The following is a 17,203-nucleotide window of genomic DNA, read 5'->3' on the forward strand; positions in this document are numbered from 1 at the left end:
GTCATGACGGATGTTCTGATCCTCGGCGGCACCGGCTGGCTGTCCGGCCGCATCGCCAGACGGCTGCTCCTGAGCGGGGCGACGGTGATGTGTCTGGCGCGCGGAGGACGCCCGTCTCCGGAGGGCGCGAGCCTGGTGCTGGCCGATCGTGACGCGGCGGACGCCTACGATACGGTGTCCGGTCGAGAGTGGGATCACGTGATCGACGTCTCGTCGAACGCGGCCCACGTCTCCGCTGCGGTCGCGGCACTCGGTGAGCGAGCGGGCCGCTGGACGTACGTCTCGTCGATGTCGGCATACTCCGACGAGGAGACCGTCGGTGCAGACGAGTCGGCGACGCTGCATCCGCCGGCTGAGAGGGGAGACGACGAGTACGGCCGGCAGAAGGTGGCCGCCGAGGACGCCGTGCGTGCACTCGGCGACCGCACCCTGATCGTGCGCCCGGGATTGATCGTCGGGGCGGACGACCCGAGCGATCGTTTCGGGTACTGGGCTGCCGCTTTTCTGCGTGCCGAGGACGGCCCCGTGCTGCTTCCGCCTGTCGAGGAGCGAGACGTGCAGGTGATCGACGTCGACGACCTGTCAGAGTTCGTCGCCACCACGAGGGCCACCGGTGTGATCAACACGATCGGCGATCGGCATCGGCTGAGCGAGGTCCTCGACGCCGTGCGCAGACGTGCGGGGCACCGGGGAGACACGGTCGCGGCATCTGACGCCTGGCTCGTCGAGCACGGTGTGGCGTATTGGGCGGGGGAGCGGTCGCTGCCGCTGTGGCTGCCGAGCGAGATGACCGGATTCATGACCAGGTCGAACGCCCGCTACCGCGCGGCAGGAGGTCGGCTTCGTCCGCTCGACGAGACGATCGCCGCCGTGGTCGATGACGAGCAGGCGCGCGGCGTCGATCGGGACCGGCGGGCAGGGCTCACTCGCGCCGACGAACTCGCGCTGTTGCAGCTGATCGACTGATCGGGGCCTCGCTAGACTGCGATCAGTGACACGGGGTGCCGCATCCGCGGCTGAGAACAGACCCGTCGAACCTGATCTAGTTCGTACTAGCGAAGGGATGTCGCGTTGAGCGATCGTCTGCGTCCTGATTCCGAATCGACCTTGGCCACCTCGGCGGCTGAGCTCCTGACAGGGCTGCGCGACAGCCCACCCTTGACCCATTGCATCACCAACAGCGTCGTCACGGGCTTCACCGCGAACGTGCTGCTCGCCCTCGGCGCGGCGCCGGCGATGGTCGACATCGTCGGTGAGGCGGGGATGTTCGCCGGGGTGGCCTCCGGGGTGCTGATCAACCTCGGTACGCCGACTCCGGAGCAGCGTGCGGCGAGCCGTGAAGCCGCGGCAGGAGCCCTCGCCGCAGGTACTCCGTGGGTGCTGGATCCCGTCGCGATCGGCGCGCTGCCGGTGCGCACGGCACTCGCGCACGAGCTGGCCGACGCACGCCCCACGGCGATCAGGGGGAACGCCTCGGAGATCCTCGCCCTCGCGGGGCTCAGCGCTGGGGGGCGCGGCGTCGATGCGACGGACACGACCGATGCCGCGGCCGAGGCGGCACTCGCACTCGCTTCGCGGCACGGTTCGGTGGTCGCGGTGTCGGGACCGGTCGACCTGGTGACGGATGGAGCACGATTGCTCCGCATCGCGAACGGTCATGAACTGCTCACCCGTGTCACCGGCGGCGGATGCGCGCTGGGCGCCGTCATGGCGGCGTTCCTCGGTGCGGCGCGCTCGACCGCTGCGGATCCGCTCACCGCCGTCTCGGCGGCGAGCCTCGTGTACACGATCGCCGCCGAGCGCGCCGCGGCGCGGGCCCCGGGCCCCGGCAGCTTCGCCGTCGCACTGCTCGACGCGCTCGCCGCCGTGCAGCCGGAGGACCTCGCCGTCGCCGCGCGTGTGCAGGAGCACGCGCTGTGATCGCGGACCTCTCCCTCTACCTCGTCACGGATCCCACCCTCTGCGGCGAGCGGGGCGTCGCGGAGACGGTGCGACTCGCCGTCGACGGGGGAGTGCGCATCGTCCAGCTGCGCGACAAGGACGCGACGGATGCCGAGACCGCCGATCAGTTGATCGAGCTCTCTCGGGTGATCGACAGCCGTGCACTGCTCGTGGTGAACGACCGCGTCGAGGCGGCGCTGATCGCTCGCGCCAGGGGAGCGCGGGTCGACGGCGTGCACCTCGGCCAGGGCGACGTATCGGTGCTGCGGGCACGCGAGCGGCTGGGACCCGAGGCGATCATCGGGTTGACGGCGAACACGCCGGAGCATCTCGACGCCGTGGCCGCCCTGCCGGCAGGAACGGTCGACTATCTCGGCGTCGGCGTGATCCGTCCCACCGCCACCAAGCCGGATCACCCGCCGGCCCTGGGAATCGACGGCTTCGGTGCGCTCGCCGCGAGGACCGCACTGCCATGCGTCGCCATCGGCGGCGTGGGAATCGACGACATCGAGCGCCTTCGGGATGCGGGTGCGGCGGGGCTCGCCGTCGTCTCCGCCATCTGCGCCGCCGTCGAGCCGACGAGGACGGCCCGGGCATTCCTCAGCCGATGGAGGGCTTCGGGCACACCTCGCGTGCTCAGCATCGCGGGGAGCGACCCGTCGGGCGGGGCGGGGATCCAGGCCGATCTCAAGTCGATCGCCGCGAACGGGGGCTATGGCATGGCGGCTGTCACGGCGCTCACGGCGCAGAACACCAGGGGAGTCCGAGCGGTGCACGTGCCTCCTGCCGAGTTCCTCCGGCAGCAGCTCGATGCCATCTCGGACGACATCGTCATCGACGCGGTGAAGATCGGGATGCTGGCGAACACGGAGGTGATCGCCACCGTCGCCGCCTGGCTCGACGCCGTCCGTCCGCCGATCGTCGTGCTCGACCCGGTCATGGTCGCGACCAGCGGTGATCGCCTGCTCGATGAGGATGCCGAGCGCGCACTCTGCGGCCTCCTCGAGCGCGCTCATGTCGTGACGCCCAACCTCGCCGAGCTCGCCGCGCTCTCCGATCGTCCGATCACGGGGTGGGACGACGCGCTCGAGGCCGGGGCCGAGCTCTCCGCCCGCATCGGCGGGGCGGTGCTCGTCAAGGGAGGGCACCTCGACGGCGACGACGTTCCGGACGCGTTGATCGATGTCGCCGGGGGTGTCAGACACGGCTATCCCGGGTCGCGCATCACGACACACAACACGCACGGCACCGGATGCTCGCTGTCGTCGGCCCTCGCCACCCGCCTCGCCGGAGGGGAGTCCCCTGTCGACGCGGTGGAATCGGCGAGGACCTGGCTGCGGGAATCGCTGAGGCAGAGCGATGCGCTCGACATCGGCAGCGGTCACGGACCGGTGAACCACTTCGGCGGCCTCTGGCGACGAGGGGGACTCGAGGCCGCACCCGACCGTGCCGACCTCCGCGATCGGTGGTGGGACCGGATCGCGCACGTGCGGGCCGACATCGACGAGCTGTCCTTCATCCGCGCTCTGGCCGACGGGACTCTCGACCGCGAACGGTTCCTCTTCTACCTCCGACAGGACGCCCTCTATCTCCGGGAGTACGCCCGAGTGCTCGCAGCGGCCGCGCGGATCGCGCCCACACCGCACGAGCAGGCGTTCTGGGCTCAGTCGGCGCAGGGGGCGATCACCGGAGAGCTCGAGCTCCATGCATCGTGGCTGGCCCCGGGCGCGGGAGTGGAAGCGGCGACCTTCGCCGCCGATCCTGCGCCTGCGACCGTCGCGTACCTCGACCACCTGCGCTCCGTGGCCTTCGGCGGCGACTACGCCGAGCTCATCGCGGCCGTGCTGCCCTGCTTCTGGCTGTACACCGATCTCGGAACCCGCCTGCACGCGGGGGAGTTCGACGCGTACGCCCGAGACCCGCAGCATCCCTACGCATCGTGGCTCGCGACATATGCCGATCCCGCGTTCGAGAAGGCGACGGAGCAGGCGATCGACCATGTGATGCATGCGGCGACGGAGTCGGATGCCGCGGGGCGGCGACGGATGCTCCGCGCCTTCGAGGTCTCCAGCGCGCACGAACTCGCCTTCTTCGCGGCGCCGGCACTCCACGCGTCCGGCGGATGACGGACCCGATTTGCGCATGCCGCGACGAGCGCGCTATCGTCGCGGCATGCCTTCGGCCGCCACCGCTCCTCTGACGCTCGTTCCGAGCGTCATCGCCGTGCGCCGACGCCGCAGCGGCCGCCGACTCTAGGCGACCCTGCGCTTCTGCCTGCGTACGCACGGCGGTCGAGTGCCGGCGTCGCCGCCCCGGTTCCCGACACTGCACCCCGCGTTCGCCGAGGGGTCCGACCGTTAAGGTAGAAGAATGACGTACTCCGTCGCCGTCTCCGGCGCATCCGGCTACGCGGGCGGCGAGATCCTGCGCCTCCTCGCGTCTCATCCCGACATCGAGATCCGCACGGTGACAGCGCACTCGAACGCCGGTCAACCGCTCGTGCAGCATCAGCCGCACCTGCGGTCGCTCGCACACCTCGCCCTGCAGGACACCACGCCCGAGACGCTCGCCGGGCACGACATCGTCTTCCTCGCTCTGCCGCACGGGCAGTCCGGGCAGTACACCGACGCGCTCGGCGACACCCCGCTCGTGATCGACGCGGGAGCGGACCACCGACTGACGTCGCAGGATTCCTGGGACGCGTTCTACGGCGGCGACTTCCACGAACCGTGGGCCTACGGCGTTCCCGAGCTGCTCGTCGGCGGTGTCAAGCAGCGCGAGACGCTGCGCGAGGCGAAGCGCATCGCCGCTCCCGGCTGCAACGCCTCGACCGTGAGCCTGAGCCTGGCCCCCGGGGTCGCCGCAGGGGTGATCGACGCCGGGGACATCGTCTCGGTGCTCGCCGTCGGCCCGTCCGGAGCGGGGAAGAGCCTCAAGACCAACCTGCTCGCCGGCGAGATCCTCGGCACCGCCAATCCCTACGCGGTCGGGGGCACGCACCGGCACATCCCGGAGATCCGCCAGGCGCTCGCCGCGGCATCCGGCTCCCCAGCCGACGACATCCGCATCTCGTTCACGCCTGTGCTGGTTCCGATGTCGCGGGGCATCCTCGCCACCTCGACCGCGCCGATCGTCGGCGATGTCAGCGATGCGGAGATCCGCGCCGCCTGGGAGGACGCCTACGGCGACGAGACCTTCGTGCAGCTGCTGCCCGCCGGTCAGTTCCCGCGCACAGCCGATGTCCTCGGTGCGAACACCGCCCTGATCGGTCTCGCGATCGATCGCGCGGCGAACCGCGTGACGGTCGTCACCGCGGTCGACAACCTCGTCAAGGGCACCGCCGGCGCTGCCGTCCAATCCATGAACCTCGCGCTGGGGCTGCCCGAGTCCCGCGCCCTCTCAGTGAACGGAGTCGCGCCGTGAGCGTCACCGCCCCCGCAGGATTCGAAGCGGCCGGAGTCGCCGCAGGTCTCAAATCGACCGGAAAGCCCGATGTCGCCGTCGTGGTCAATCGCGGCCCGCGCAAGGTCGGTGCGGCCGTGTTCACCAGCAACCGCGCCAAGGCGAACCCCATCATCTGGTCGCAGCAGGCCGTCGCCGATCGCGTGGTCGAGGCCGTCGTGCTGAACTCCGGAGGCGCGAACTGCTTCACCGGCAGCTTCGGCTTCCAGACGACGCACCAGACCGCAGAGAAGGCGGCCGAGCTGCTCGGCGTCGGCGCCGGCGACGTGCTCGTGTGCTCGACCGGCCTCATCGGAGTCGGAGACGAAATCTTCCGCGCGAAGGTCCTCTCGGGCACCGAACAGGCGATCGCCGAGCTGTCGACAGACGGCGGCGATGTCGCGGCCGAGGCCATCATGACCACCGACAGCGTGTCGAAGACCGCCGTGGTCAGCCGAGACGGCTGGACCATCGGCGGCATGGCCAAGGGAGCGGGCATGCTCGCTCCCGGGCTCGCCACGATGCTCGTCGTCATCACGACGGATGCCGTGCTCGAGCCTCTCGAGGCGGATGCCGCGCTGCGATTCGCCACCGGCACGACGTTCGACCGCCTCGATTCGGACGGATGCATGTCGACCAACGATCAGGTCACACTGCTCGCGAACGGCGCTTCCGAGGTGGTGCCCGACCTCAAGGACTTCTCCGCCGCGCTGGCAGAGCTGTGCCAGGAGCTCGCGGTCAAGCTGCAGGGCGATGCCGAGGGGGCCAGCCACGACATCACCATCGAGGTGCAGCACGCCGCGACCGAGGCGGAGGCGGTCGAGGTCGGCCGCTCCGTCGCGCGCAACAATCTCTTCAAGGCCGCCATCTTCGGCAACGACCCCAACTGGGGGCGGGTGCTCGCAGCGATCGGCACCACGAACGCCCAGTTCGACCCGTACGACGTCGACGTCTGGATGAACGGCGTCCGGGTGTGCAGCGAGGGCGGCCCAGACCGTCCGCGCGAGGAGGTCGACCTCACTCCGCGTGCCACGCATCTCGTGATCGATCTCAAGGTCGGCGATGCCACCGCGACGATCCTCACGAACGACCTCACCCACGATTACGTGCACGAGAACAGCGCCTACGCCTCATGACCGACATTCAGGACACCACCCCGGACGTCGCCGCCGTGAAGGCCGCGACGCTCATCGAGTCGCTCCCGTGGCTGAAGAAGTTCCGCGACCAGATCGTCGTCGTCAAGTACGGCGGCAATGCGATGGTCTCCGACGAGCTGCAGGAGGCGTTCGCACAGGACATCGCGTACCTGCGCTACGTCGGCGTGCTGCCGGTCGTCGTGCACGGCGGCGGACCGCAGATCTCCGACATGCTCCAGCGACTCGAGATCCCGAGCGAGTTCAAGGGCGGCTACCGGGTCACCAACACCGAGGCGATCAGCGTCGTGCGCATGGTCCTCACCGGCCAGGTGAACCCGCAGCTCGTCTCGAAGATCAACTCGCACGGTCCGATCGCCACCGGGTTGAGCGGGGAGGACGCCGGCCTGTTCGGTGGTCGTCGTCGCGGTGTCGTGATCGACGGCGAGGAGATCGACCTCGGACGCGTCGGCGACGTCGTGGAGGTCGACCCGACGCCCGTGCTCGATCACCTCGCGGCGGGACGCGTGCCCGTCGTCTCGAGCATCGCGCCCGACCTCGATCACCCCGGCCAGTCGCTCAACGTGAACGCGGATGCCGCGGCGGCAGCCCTCGCCGTGGCGCTCAACGCTCGCAAGCTCGTCATCCTCACCGACGTGCCGGGGCTCTATGCCGACTGGCCCAACCGCGACTCGCTCGTGTCGCACCTCACCTCGGAGGCTCTCATCGAGATGCTGCCGACACTCGAATCCGGCATGATCCCGAAGATGAAGGCCTGCCTGGATGCGATCGAAGGCGGCGTGGATGCCGCCGCGATCATCGACGGACGCGTGCCGCACTCGGTGCTCGTCGAACTCTTCACCAGCAAGGGAATCGGAACTGAAGTGGTCTTGGGAAGCGCAGGGATGAACGCATGAGCAACTGGCAGGATGACGCAGCGAGCGATCTGGTCCTCAACGCGGGCCCGCGCCTGGCGATGCTGACACGAGGCGAGGGGTCCTACCTCTGGGACTCCGAGGGCAAGCGCCACCTCGACTTCCTCGCCGGCATCGCGGTGACCTCGCTCGGTCACGCGCACCCGGTGTTCGTCGAGGCCGTGTCGAGACAGGCCGCGACTCTCGCGCACGTGTCGAACTACTTCGCGACGCCCTCGCAGCTCGCGCTCGCCGCACGGCTGAAGCGCCTCGCGGGCGCCGGGATCGACGGCCGCGTGTTCTTCTCGAACTCCGGCGCCGAGGCGAACGAAGCGGCGTTCAAGCTCGCCCGACTCCACGGGGGAACGGACAAGCCGCGCATCCTCGCACTCGAGAACGGATTCCACGGGCGCACCATGGGGTCACTCGCGCTGACGGCCAAGGCCGCGATGCGCGCGCCGTTCGAGCCGATGCCCGGAGGAGTGGAGCACATCCCGGCGACCGTCGAGGCTCTGGAAGCCGCGATCGATGACCGGGTCGCCGCCGTCATCGTGGAGCCGATCCAGGGCGAGGCCGGCGTGGTCGAGCTTCCGGACGGCTATCTGCAGGCCGCCCGTTCGCTCACGCTGAAGCACGGGGCGCTGCTGATCGTCGACGAGATCCAGACGGGTGCCGGACGCACGGGGGCCTGGTTCGGCTTCAGCCACGAGGGCATCACTCCTGACGCGATCACGCTCGCGAAGGGCATCGGCGGAGGCTTCCCGATCGGCGCTCTCGTCACCTACGGTGCGGCGAGCTCGCTCTTCACGCCGGGTTCGCACGGATCGACGTTCGGCGGCAACCCGCTGGCCACCGCCGTGGCCGACGCCGTGCTCACCGAGATCGAGAACGCCGGACTCGTCGAGAACGCTGCGCGTCGCGGCGAGGAGATCCGACAGATCATTGAGGACATCGACTCGCCCCTCGTCACGGGAGTGCGTGGCCGAGGGCTCCTCATCGGAGTGGCACTCGGCGCCCCCGTCGCGAACGACGTGGTCGCCGCTGCTCAGGAGCGCGGCCTCATCGTGAACGCAGCCAACCCCGAGACGGTGCGCATCGCCCCGGCTCTCACGATCGGAGACGCTGAACTCGCCGAGTTCCGCAAGCTCTTCGCCGATTCGCTCGCTGACGTACAGACATCCCTCGCCGAATCCGGAAAGGCCCTCGCATGACCCGCCACCTGCTGCGTGACGACGATCTGACCCCCGCCGAGCAGGCGGAGATCCTCGATCTCGCCATCGAGCTGAAGAAGGACCGCTGGGCGAACAAGGCTCTCGCCGGTCCCCAGACGGTCGCGGTGATCTTCGACAAGTCGTCCACCCGCACCCGCGTCTCCTTCGCGGTGGGCATCGCCGACCTCGGCGGCACGCCGCTGATCATCTCGACCGCGAGCAGCCAGCTCGGCGGCAAGGAGACGCCGTCCGACACCGCGCGGGTTCTCGAGCGCCAGGTCGCGGCGATCGTCTGGCGCACCTATGCGCAGGCGGGGCTCGAGGAGATGGCCGCCGGCACCACGGTGCCAGTCGTCAACGCCCTCTCGGACGACTTCCACCCCTGCCAGCTGCTCGCCGACCTGCTCACGATCCGAGAGCACAAGGGCGAGCTCAAGGGGCTGACCCTGACATTCTTCGGCGACGGGCAGAGCAACATGGCGCACTCCTACGCACTGGCCGGTGTCACTGCCGGCATGCATGTGCGCATCGCGTCACCTGCGGAGTACGCCCCGCGCGCCGACGTCGTCGAGGCGGCGGACCGCCGGGCTGCGGAGACCGGCGGCTCGATCACGCTGTTCATGGATGCGGTCGAGGCTGCGGCCGGCGCCGACGTCGTGGTCACCGACACCTGGGTGTCGATGGGCAAGGAGGAGGAGAAGCTCGCGCGCATCCGCGATCTCGGCGGCTACAAGGTGACCCCCGAGACGATGGAGATCGCCGATTCCGAGGCCATCTTCATCCACTGCCTTCCCGCCGACCGCGGCTACGAGGTGGACTCCGAGGTCATCGACGGACCGCAGAGCGTCGTCTGGGATGAGGCCGAGAACCGTCTCCACGCGCAGAAGGCCCTGCTCGTCTGGCTGCTCGGCAAGAAGGACGCGTGATGGTCGACTCGAAGAACGAAGGCACGAACGAAGGCGCACTGTGGGGCGCCCGCTTCGCGAGCGGGCCGTCGCCCGAGCTCGTCGAGCTCAGCAGATCGACGCATTTCGACTGGATCCTCGCCCCGTACGACATCGCGGGCTCGCATGCGCACGCGACGGCGCTCGCGGCTGCCGGCTACCTCGAACCTGCTGAGGCGGCCAGGATGCATGAGGGGCTCGATGCCGTGGCGCGCAAGGTCGCCGACGGCACGCTGCAGCCCGTCCCCTCCGATGAGGACGTGCACGGTGCGCTCGAGCAGGCGCTGATCGCCGAGCTCGGTCCCGAACTGGGCGGACGCCTGCGCGCCGGACGCAGCCGCAACGATCAGATCGCCACTCTCGTGCGCATGTACCTGATCGATCACGCTCGAGTGATCGCGCGCGACATCCTCCGTGTCATCGACGCGCTCGTCGCGCAGGCCGAGGCCCACCCCGACGCGATCCTCCCCGGCCGCACGCATCTGCAGCACGCGCAGCCGGTGCTCCTCGCGCACCACCTCCAGGCCCATGGCTGGCCGCTCGTGCGCGAGCTCGAGCGTCTCGTCGACTGGCGTCGTCGCGCAGGCGTCTCGCCGTATGGCGGGGGAGCGCTCGCGGGCTCGACCCTCGGACTCGATCCTGCGCTGGTCGCATCGGAACTCGGACTCGATCGACCCTCGGAGAACTCGCTCGACGGCACCGCGGCACGCGACGTCGTCGCCGAGTTCGCCTTCATCGCGGCGATGACGGGTGTCGACATCTCGCGTCTGAGCGAGGAGATCATCCTCTGGAACACACGTGAGTTCGGCTTCGTCACGCTGCACGACGGGTACTCGACGGGGTCGAGCATCATGCCGCAGAAGAAGAACCCCGACATCGCGGAGCTCGCTCGCGGAAAGTCGGGGCGCCTGATCGGCAATCTGTCGGGGCTCATGGCGACGCTCAAGGGCCTCCCGTTGGCCTATAACCGCGACCTGCAGGAGGACAAGGAGCCGGTCTTCGATTCGGTCCAGACCCTCGAGGTCGTCCTTCCCGCGTTCGCCGGCATGATCGCGACGCTGCGCTTCGACACCGAGCGGATGGCGGCCCTCGCCCCCCAGGGATTCTCGCTCGCGACCGATGTCGCCGAGTGGCTCGTGAAGCGCCGGGTGCCGTTCCGCGACGCGCACGAGATCTCGGGCGCGCTCGTGCGGGCCTGCGAAGAACAGGGGATCGGTCTCGAGGACGCTTCCGACGAGCTGCTGCTCTCGGTCTCTCCGCATCTGGTCCCCGAGGTGCGTGAGGTTCTCACGATCGAGGGTTCCGTGGCATCGCGCACCGGAGCCGGGGGAACGGCTCCCGTCCGAGTCTCCGAGCAGCGTGCCGAGCTCGTCGCCAGAGCGCAGGCCGCGGCGCACGCCCTGGGCCTGTAGTCGGTTGTGCACCGCCGGTCGACGCGATGTGCGGCGACCGGCGGGGCTCCTCAGTGCAGCGCGACGTCGGCGGTCGACCTCGTCCACCGGGTGAAGCGCACGACGAGTCCCGCGCGCGTCGGACCGGCGAGGAACGGGCCGGCGGATGCAGCGGCGTCGCCGGTGAACGGAGCGACGCGAACCAGCCGCCAGTCCTCGTCGTCCGCGCGTGCGCGCACGATCACCGCGTCCGGCCACCGGCTCACGCGGACGGTGATCTCTCGGCCGTGCCAGTCGTCGACGTATCCGACGGACCAGTCGGAGCGGATGTCGGTGACGACGGCGCCGAGTCCGAGGTGCTCGTCGGCGTACTCGATGCCCGCTTTGATCCAGTGCTCGTCGTCGATGCGCACGAAGACTCCTGCCTGGTCGAACTGGCCGTCCCATGGCGCGCGGAATGAGACGTCCATCGCCTCGCCCACGGCCAGGGGAGCCAGCAGCGCGTGCTCGGTGTCGTGGACGAATCCGTACGCCGTGTGTCGCCAGGCGTCGCTGCCTTCCGCGGCGGTCACGTCCAGGTGCTCGACCCCGTCGGCGGAGATCGTGGTGAGTGCGGCGGGTGAGTGGGTCCAGGAACCTTCGTCCCACCGGATGATGTCTGATTCAGGCATGTTCCGAGCATATAACCTAATAGGGCATAAATAACAGTTATTCGTGATACGGTTATCACATGGTCATCGCCGTACTCGCCGACATCGTGGGATCGCGCAAGCTCGACGATCGCACGGCGGCGCAGCGCGTGCTCGATGACACGATCGCTCGGGTGGAGGCCGACCTGCCTCTGGCACATCACCCGCTCACCCCCACGGTGGGGGACGAGCAGCAGGGTGTCTATCTTCGGCTCGAAGACGCTCTGGTGTCGCTTCTCATGATCCAGCTCGCTCTTCCCGACGGCATCGCCTTCCGTTTCGGCATCGGGATCGGCGAGGTGCGCACCGTCGACTCCGTCCACGGCGAGCTCGCCGACGGGCCGGGGTGGTATGCGGCGCGCGCGGCGATCGAGACCGTCCACGCGAGAGAGGCACGCACCGTGCCGCGCACCCGGATCTGGATTGTCGGAGCCCCGGGGCAGGATGAGGTCATGGAGAGCATGATCGCAGCATCGAACGCCTACCTCCTCGTCCGTGACGAGCTGGTCGGCGCCATGAATGAGCGCGAGCGCCGCCTCACCTACGGACGGATGGTCGGCAGATCGCAGCACGACCTCGCCGCCGAAGAGGGCATCTCGCAGCCCAGCGTCTCGAAGTCGTTGCGCAACGCCGGCAGCGCCGCACTCATCGAAGGTGCGGTCGCGCTGAGGGGAGCGAGCGCATGATCGTCGCCGGATTCATCCTGCTCGCGGTCGGATCCGCCGATCTCGTCCGCCAGTTCGCTCCGCATCGATGGGCCGGGTACCTGACGGTGGCCGTGATGTTCCTGCTGCTCGGCAGCGTGAGCGACGCGCTGCTGCCCATGCTCGCAGGGCTCGTGGTCGGAGCGCTCTGGGTATGGTGCATGCCGTCGGAGCGCCGCGCACCGCTCGGGTTCTGGCCCGCGGTGCTGCTCGGTCTCGTGAGCATCGGATCGGTCGTATGGCTGGGGGCGCGCACTGATGCCGGCCTGATCGGCACCGTGTGGAACCTCCGTTCACCGTTCGGCGACGTCCCGTTCGATCTTGCGATCCTGACGCTCGGCACCGGGGTCTTCCTCCTGGAGTCGGCGAACCTCGTGGTGCGCGCGGCGCTCGACGGTGAGCACACCTGGCGACCGGCTGAACTGCGTCGATCGGCGATGCGCGACGAGGTCGACGCGGAACCTGCGGCGCCCGAGGCCACCACGCCCGCCGACGCGATCGGCGGCAGGGAGTCGACCGACGCCACGATGGCGGACAAGCCGGGCCGACCGGATGAAGCCACGGCTCTGCGCGACCCGCGAGCGGGATTCAAGGGCGGTCGACTGATCGGCCCGCTCGAGCGCATCCTGGTGATGCTGCTCACCCTGGCTGCGGCGTATCCGATCCTCGCCGCGATGCTGGCGGCGAAGGGGATCGTGCGCTTCCCTGAGATCTCCCGCGACGGTGAGACAGGTGCCAGGGCCGAGTACTTCCTCGTCGGCAGTCTCGTCAGCTGGGTCATCGGGTTGGGCGCGGCGTTCCTCGTGTGGTGGGCAGCACACACCTGATCCACGGCGGCCCGGCGATTCACCGACCCTCACCGCTGATAGCCTGGGGCGCGTGTCGAATTCCGCTCTGACGACCGCCCCGCCGGCGATCGACCCCACGTTCGAGAACGTGTGGGACGAACTGCTGTGGCGCGGCCTCGTCCACGTGTCCACTGACCAGGAGGCGCTGCGCGCCCTTCTCGCCGGGGACCCGATCACGTATTACTGCGGCTTCGATCCGACTGCTCCCAGCCTGCATCTGGGCAACCTGGTGCAGCTGCTGACGTTGCGTCGCATCCAGCTCGCCGGCCACAAGCCGCTCGGTCTCGTCGGCGGCTCCACCGGTCTGATCGGCGACCCGCGCCCCACGGCCGAGCGCACGCTCAACACTCGCGAGACCGTCGAGGAGTGGGTCGGACGCCTGCGGACGCAGGTCGAGCGCTACCTGAGCTTCGAGGGCGAGAACGCCGCCCTCATCGTCAACAATCTCGATTGGACGGCGCCGCTGTCGGCGATCGACTTCCTGCGGGAGATCGGCAAGCACTACCGCGTCGGGACCATGCTCAAGAAGGATGCGGTCGCCGCGCGACTGAACTCCGACGAGGGCATCAGCTACACGGAGTTCAGCTACCAGATCCTGCAGGGGATGGACTTCCTCGAGCTCTACCGTCAGTACGACTGCGTCCTGCAGACCGGCGGCTCCGACCAATGGGGGAACCTGACCAGCGGCACCGACCTCATCCGTCGTGCCGAGGGTGCGTCGGCGCACGCGATCGGCACACCGCTGATCACGAACAGCGACGGGACCAAGTTCGGCAAGAGCGAGGGGAACGCCATCTGGCTCGACCCCGAGATGTGCAGTCCGTACCGGATGTACCAGTTCTGGCTGAGCACCGCGGATGCCGACGTGATCGGCAGGCTGAAGGTCTTCACCTTCCTCACCCGCGCCGAGATCGAGGAGTACGAGGCGCTGGTCGAGTCCGAGCCCTTCCGTCGCGCCGCACAGAAGCGTCTCGCGCTCGAGGTCGTCGCCACCGTGCACGGCATCGATGCGGCCGCTGCGGTGATCGCGGCATCCGAGGCCCTGTTCGGACAGGGCGACCTGACTGCCCTCGACGCGTCGACCTTGCGCACGGCGCTCGAAGAGCTGCCGAACGCGACGGTCGATTCCGGGTCGTCGGTGGTCGATGCGCTCGTCGCCACGGGATTGGTCTCCAGCTCGTCCGAAGCGCGACGCGCGATCAGCCAGGGCGGAGTGTCGCTCGACGGATCGCGTGTCGAAGACGATGCAGCCACCGTCAAGGGATCTCTGCCCGGTGGGGTTTCTGTGCTCCGCCGCGGCAAGAAGACCCTCGCAGGTGTCTTCCTCGCGTGAACATCCGACCCTGATCGCCTGACGGCGGTCGTCTGAGAGTCCTCGGACGGCCGCCGTCACGCTTCCACCGTTCACACTCGACAGGAGCCTGCCGATGCCGTTCACGCCGAGTCATGCAGTGGTCGCCCTCCCGTTCATTCGCACGCCGCTCGTGCCCGCTGCGATCGCGATCGGCGCCATGACGCCCGACCTTCCGCTGTTCATCCGCGGGGTCGGCCTGCCGTACTCGTTCACCCACTCATTCGGCAACGTCGTGTGGACCGCGCTGGTCGCTTTCGTGCTGTTCCTGCTGTGGCGCGTCGTGCTGCGCCCGGCCGTCGGTGAGCTCTCTCCGCTCTGGCTGGCTCGCCGGGTTCCTGTCGACTGGTCGCAGTCCGGCGTCGACGCGGCCCGAGCCGCCGTCGGCGTCGGTGCTCGAGATCGGCTGTACCCGGCGATGCTCGCGGCATCGCTGGTGCTGGGAGTGCTGTCGCACATCGTCTGGGATCTCTTCACGCACGAGGGGCGTTGGGGCGTCGATGTGCTTCCCGCGCTCGACGATGTGTGGGGGCCGTTCATCGGATACAAGTGGCTGCAGTACGGCTCGAGCGTGATCGGCCTGCTCGTGATCGGTATCTGGGGGATTCTCCGGGTGAACCGCGCTGTTCCCCGCGAACGAGTGGATCGCGTGCTGCCGTCGGGCGTCCGAATCGCCTGGTGGCTGTCACTTCCCGTGGTGCTGATCACGGCGTGGGCCCTCGGCTACGCCGGCTACGGGCCGTTCACCGAGGAGTTCACCTACCAGCATCTGGCCTACCGGATGCTGCCGCCGGCGTGCGCCCTGTGGGGTGTGCTCACTCTCGTGCTCTGTCTGTCGCTGCCGGTGTTCCGACGCATTCACCAGCGCGGCTGATCGGATCCCCAGCGATGGGGGGCGGCGAGCTCGAGGCCGGGAAGCGCCGATCGCGCCGTGGTGATCGTCTGCCCTGCGACGTCGAACGTCGCGGTGTGGGCGGCGAGGTCCAGCACCCGTTCCCGCTCCGACCCCGATACCGATCGCGATCCCGAGGACCGTGGCATTCCGAGAAGCTCGGCGGCCACTCGACGCAGCGACGTGCGCACCACCCAGCCACCACCTTCTCGACGGCGCCGCTCGAGCAGCGAGATGATCGAGGCTGCGAGCAGGTACCCGGCACTGTGATCGAGGGCCTGCGCGGGGAGGACCCCCGGGCGGTCGCCGTCCGGCGTCTCGATCATGGCGATCCCGGACTCCGCTTGCACCAGACTGTCGAACCCTGCGCGAGAGGGGTGGTCGTCGCCCCACGCACTGAGCTCCGCGATCACCAGACTCGGGCGCCGCTCGATCAGGGCGGATGCGGAGAGGCCGAGTCGCGCGAGGGCTGCCGGTCGGTACCCGAGGACGACGACGTCAGCCTCGGCGAGCAGCTGGTCGAAACGCTCGGTTCCGGCGTCGAGCAGCGTCGATCGCTTCCCGTGACCGGTGTCGAAGTGCTGCCACTCGGGCTCGGGCAGCTGCGGGGGATCGACGCGCAGCACGTCTGCTCCCAGCAGTGCGAGCGTGCGGGTGCAGACGGGACCGGCGATCACCCGGGTGAGATCGAGCACGCGGGTGCCGGTGAGTGGTGCACGACGATCGTCGCCGTCTCGCCGGCGCGGCTCCTCGCCGCTCGGGGAGGGCATCCGATCGACCTGGAGCAGGGGAGCGGACCGCAGCTGAGCGTCGTGGATGGGGTTCTCCGGCAGCACGGGCACGGCGAGTCCGCCCGCATCGACGATCCGATCGACAGCGTCGGCGGCCGACTGAGTCAGGATGGCCGCTCGGACGTCTTCGCCCGCTGCGTCGATTCCGAGCCCGAGACCGGTCAGAAGGCGCATCGCGTGGTGGGGGTAGTTGCCATGGGTGCGGATCCACCCGTCGGACGCCCGGAAGAATCCCGAGTACGGGGACCAGACATCGGGGGCGCGTCCGTCGACGGTGAGCACCCGATCGCTCCGGTACGCGACGGCGATGCGATCGGGGTCGGGGAGGGAGTCGACGCCGGCCGCCAGACACACGGCCCGAACGCTCGCCCAGGCCAGATCCGCCGTCGCGAGGCGCGACTCGAGAGGCACGGCGTGAACGAAGGGGGCGCCGGAATCGACCTCCACCGGCGCGAGCCCGAGGGCGGACCACACGCGGTCCAAAAGAGCAGCGGAGGGGGCGCGATTCGGCAGCTGGGTCACGCTGCGATCGTACTCGTGGCGGCGATCTCGGCGGAATACCGGCGCTGGACTGGGAAAAGTGTTGCCACCTGGTGCGGCGACACGCCCGGGGGTGGTGGCCCGATTTGCCAGAACCCCAGAACCCACGTAACTTATTACTTGTTCGCCCCACAGGGAAGCGGAGGAGCCGAAAGCTTCACCCCCCTCAAGCGGAGAACCACCTCCCGATCCACTCACTTGTGAGAACAGACGCCTGCGTCTAGGATGGGAGATCCACCCCATCTGCGGCTGTCAAGAGCTGCGCAGCGGATCCAAGATCCGCGCGGCGCGCTGATTTGACAAGCGGGACGGGATGGCTAAGATAGAGAAGTTGCCCTTCGGGCCTGGTTGTGATGACTGGGTCGTGGGAGCATCCGATCCTTGAGAACTCAACAGCGTGCACTTGTCAAATG

15 protein-coding genes and 1 riboswitch are annotated in these 17,203 nt (G+C 69.1%); of the genes, 13 read left to right on the forward strand and 2 right to left on the reverse strand.

Translation table 11 applies throughout. The features are described from left to right. Nucleotides 1-3 precede the first annotated feature (3 nt). The 9 genes from ACIPV5_RS17500 (at nt 4) to argH (ending at nt 10,996) form a co-directional block, all read left to right on the forward strand. The gene (locus ACIPV5_RS17500; RefSeq protein ID WP_400342124.1) at nt 4-966 is read left to right on the forward strand and encodes an NAD-dependent epimerase/dehydratase family protein; all 963 of its coding nucleotides are present in this window, start codon (nt 4-6) and stop codon (nt 964-966) included. A gap of 21 nt (nt 967-987) precedes the next feature. Next, nucleotides 988-1,081, forward strand: a riboswitch (TPP riboswitch). Continuing rightward, the gene (gene thiM, locus ACIPV5_RS17505; protein WP_400342126.1) at nt 1,072-1,920 is read left to right on the forward strand and encodes a hydroxyethylthiazole kinase; all 849 of its coding nucleotides are present in this window, start codon (nt 1,072-1,074) and stop codon (nt 1,918-1,920) included. (Overlaps the previous riboswitch by 10 nt.) Further along, nucleotides 1,917-4,067, forward strand: coding sequence for a bifunctional hydroxymethylpyrimidine kinase/phosphomethylpyrimidine kinase (thiD, locus tag ACIPV5_RS17510; protein ID WP_400342128.1), 2,151 nt, complete (start codon nt 1,917-1,919; stop codon nt 4,065-4,067). Before thiM ends, thiD begins: the two co-directional genes overlap by 4 nt. 244 nt (nt 4,068-4,311) lie before the next feature. After that, the gene (argC, locus tag ACIPV5_RS17515) at nt 4,312-5,364 is read left to right on the forward strand and encodes an N-acetyl-gamma-glutamyl-phosphate reductase (RefSeq protein ID WP_400342130.1); all 1,053 of its coding nucleotides are present in this window, start codon (nt 4,312-4,314) and stop codon (nt 5,362-5,364) included. Continuing rightward, nucleotides 5,361-6,518 carry a bifunctional glutamate N-acetyltransferase/amino-acid acetyltransferase ArgJ gene (gene argJ / locus ACIPV5_RS17520; protein ID WP_072591497.1) on the forward strand — a complete coding sequence of 386 codons (1,158 nt, stop codon included), beginning with the start codon at nt 5,361-5,363 and terminating at the stop codon, nt 6,516-6,518. Before argC ends, argJ begins: the two co-directional genes overlap by 4 nt. After that, nucleotides 6,515-7,432, forward strand: a complete 918-nt coding sequence (gene argB / locus ACIPV5_RS17525) for an acetylglutamate kinase (protein WP_053096875.1) — start codon at nt 6,515-6,517, stop codon at nt 7,430-7,432. Before argJ ends, argB begins: the two co-directional genes overlap by 4 nt. Next, nucleotides 7,429-8,640, forward strand: coding sequence for an acetylornithine transaminase (locus tag ACIPV5_RS17530; RefSeq protein ID WP_400342131.1), 1,212 nt, complete (start codon nt 7,429-7,431; stop codon nt 8,638-8,640). Before argB ends, ACIPV5_RS17530 begins: the two co-directional genes overlap by 4 nt. Further along, complete coding sequence (gene argF / locus ACIPV5_RS17535) at nt 8,637-9,566, forward strand: ornithine carbamoyltransferase (RefSeq protein WP_400342133.1); 930 nt, start codon at nt 8,637-8,639, stop codon at nt 9,564-9,566. The genes ACIPV5_RS17530 and argF overlap by 4 nt, the downstream gene beginning before the upstream one ends. Beyond that, nucleotides 9,566-10,996, forward strand: a complete 1,431-nt coding sequence (argH, locus tag ACIPV5_RS17540) for an argininosuccinate lyase (RefSeq protein ID WP_400342135.1) — start codon at nt 9,566-9,568, stop codon at nt 10,994-10,996. The genes argF and argH overlap by 1 nt, the downstream gene beginning before the upstream one ends. 50 nt (nt 10,997-11,046) lie before the next feature. Here the strand turns inward: argH and ACIPV5_RS17545 are convergent, their stop codons facing one another. After that, the gene (locus tag ACIPV5_RS17545; protein ID WP_053096868.1) at nt 11,047-11,646 is read right to left on the reverse strand and encodes a DUF1349 domain-containing protein; all 600 of its coding nucleotides are present in this window, start codon (nt 11,644-11,646) and stop codon (nt 11,047-11,049) included. 59 nt (nt 11,647-11,705) lie between these two features. On the opposite strand from ACIPV5_RS17545, the gene ACIPV5_RS17550 reads away from it, so the two are divergent. From ACIPV5_RS17550 to ACIPV5_RS17565, 4 genes are all read left to right on the forward strand, one after another. Then, complete coding sequence (locus ACIPV5_RS17550) at nt 11,706-12,350, forward strand: SatD family protein (protein WP_400342138.1); 645 nt, start codon at nt 11,706-11,708, stop codon at nt 12,348-12,350. After that, nucleotides 12,347-13,195 carry a hypothetical protein gene (locus ACIPV5_RS17555; protein WP_400342139.1) on the forward strand — a complete coding sequence of 283 codons (849 nt, stop codon included), beginning with the start codon at nt 12,347-12,349 and terminating at the stop codon, nt 13,193-13,195. Before ACIPV5_RS17550 ends, ACIPV5_RS17555 begins: the two co-directional genes overlap by 4 nt. A 52-nt stretch (nt 13,196-13,247) precedes the next feature. Then, nucleotides 13,248-14,549, forward strand: coding sequence for a tyrosine--tRNA ligase (gene tyrS, locus ACIPV5_RS17560; RefSeq protein ID WP_400342141.1), 1,302 nt, complete (start codon nt 13,248-13,250; stop codon nt 14,547-14,549). Between the two features lie 94 nt (nt 14,550-14,643). Next, nucleotides 14,644-15,441 carry a DUF4184 family protein gene (locus ACIPV5_RS17565; RefSeq protein ID WP_400342143.1) on the forward strand — a complete coding sequence of 266 codons (798 nt, stop codon included), beginning with the start codon at nt 14,644-14,646 and terminating at the stop codon, nt 15,439-15,441. On the opposite strand, the gene ACIPV5_RS17570 is transcribed toward ACIPV5_RS17565, so the two are convergent. Then, on the reverse strand, nt 15,426-16,772 hold the full coding sequence (locus tag ACIPV5_RS17570) for a CoA transferase (RefSeq protein ID WP_400342146.1): 1,347 nt from the start codon (nt 16,770-16,772) through the stop codon (nt 15,426-15,428). The two genes, ACIPV5_RS17565 and ACIPV5_RS17570, sit on opposite strands and share 16 nt — an antisense overlap. Nucleotides 16,773-17,203 lie beyond the last annotated feature (431 nt).

Source organism: Microbacterium sp. NPDC090014 (genome assembly GCF_044748285.1).
GTDB lineage: Bacteria > Actinomycetota > Actinomycetes > Actinomycetales > Microbacteriaceae > Microbacterium.

Coding starts and splice junctions, on each gene's coding strand:
- ACIPV5_RS17500 (WP_400342124.1), top strand. CDS start 4: ATGACGGATGTTCTGATCCTCGGCGGCACCGGCTGGCTGTCCGGCCGC.
- argC (WP_400342130.1), top strand. CDS start 4,312: ATGACGTACTCCGTCGCCGTCTCCGGCGCATCCGGCTACGCGGGCGGC.
- argB (WP_053096875.1), top strand. CDS start 6,515: ATGACCGACATTCAGGACACCACCCCGGACGTCGCCGCCGTGAAGGCC.
- ACIPV5_RS17530 (WP_400342131.1), top strand. CDS start 7,429: ATGAGCAACTGGCAGGATGACGCAGCGAGCGATCTGGTCCTCAACGCG.
- argF (WP_400342133.1), top strand. CDS start 8,637: ATGACCCGCCACCTGCTGCGTGACGACGATCTGACCCCCGCCGAGCAG.
- argH (WP_400342135.1), top strand. CDS start 9,566: ATGGTCGACTCGAAGAACGAAGGCACGAACGAAGGCGCACTGTGGGGC.
- ACIPV5_RS17545 (WP_053096868.1), bottom strand. CDS start 11,646: ATGCCTGAATCAGACATCATCCGGTGGGACGAAGGTTCCTGGACCCAC.
- ACIPV5_RS17550 (WP_400342138.1), top strand. CDS start 11,706: ATGGTCATCGCCGTACTCGCCGACATCGTGGGATCGCGCAAGCTCGAC.
- ACIPV5_RS17555 (WP_400342139.1), top strand. CDS start 12,347: ATGATCGTCGCCGGATTCATCCTGCTCGCGGTCGGATCCGCCGATCTC.
- ACIPV5_RS17565 (WP_400342143.1), top strand. CDS start 14,644: ATGCCGTTCACGCCGAGTCATGCAGTGGTCGCCCTCCCGTTCATTCGC.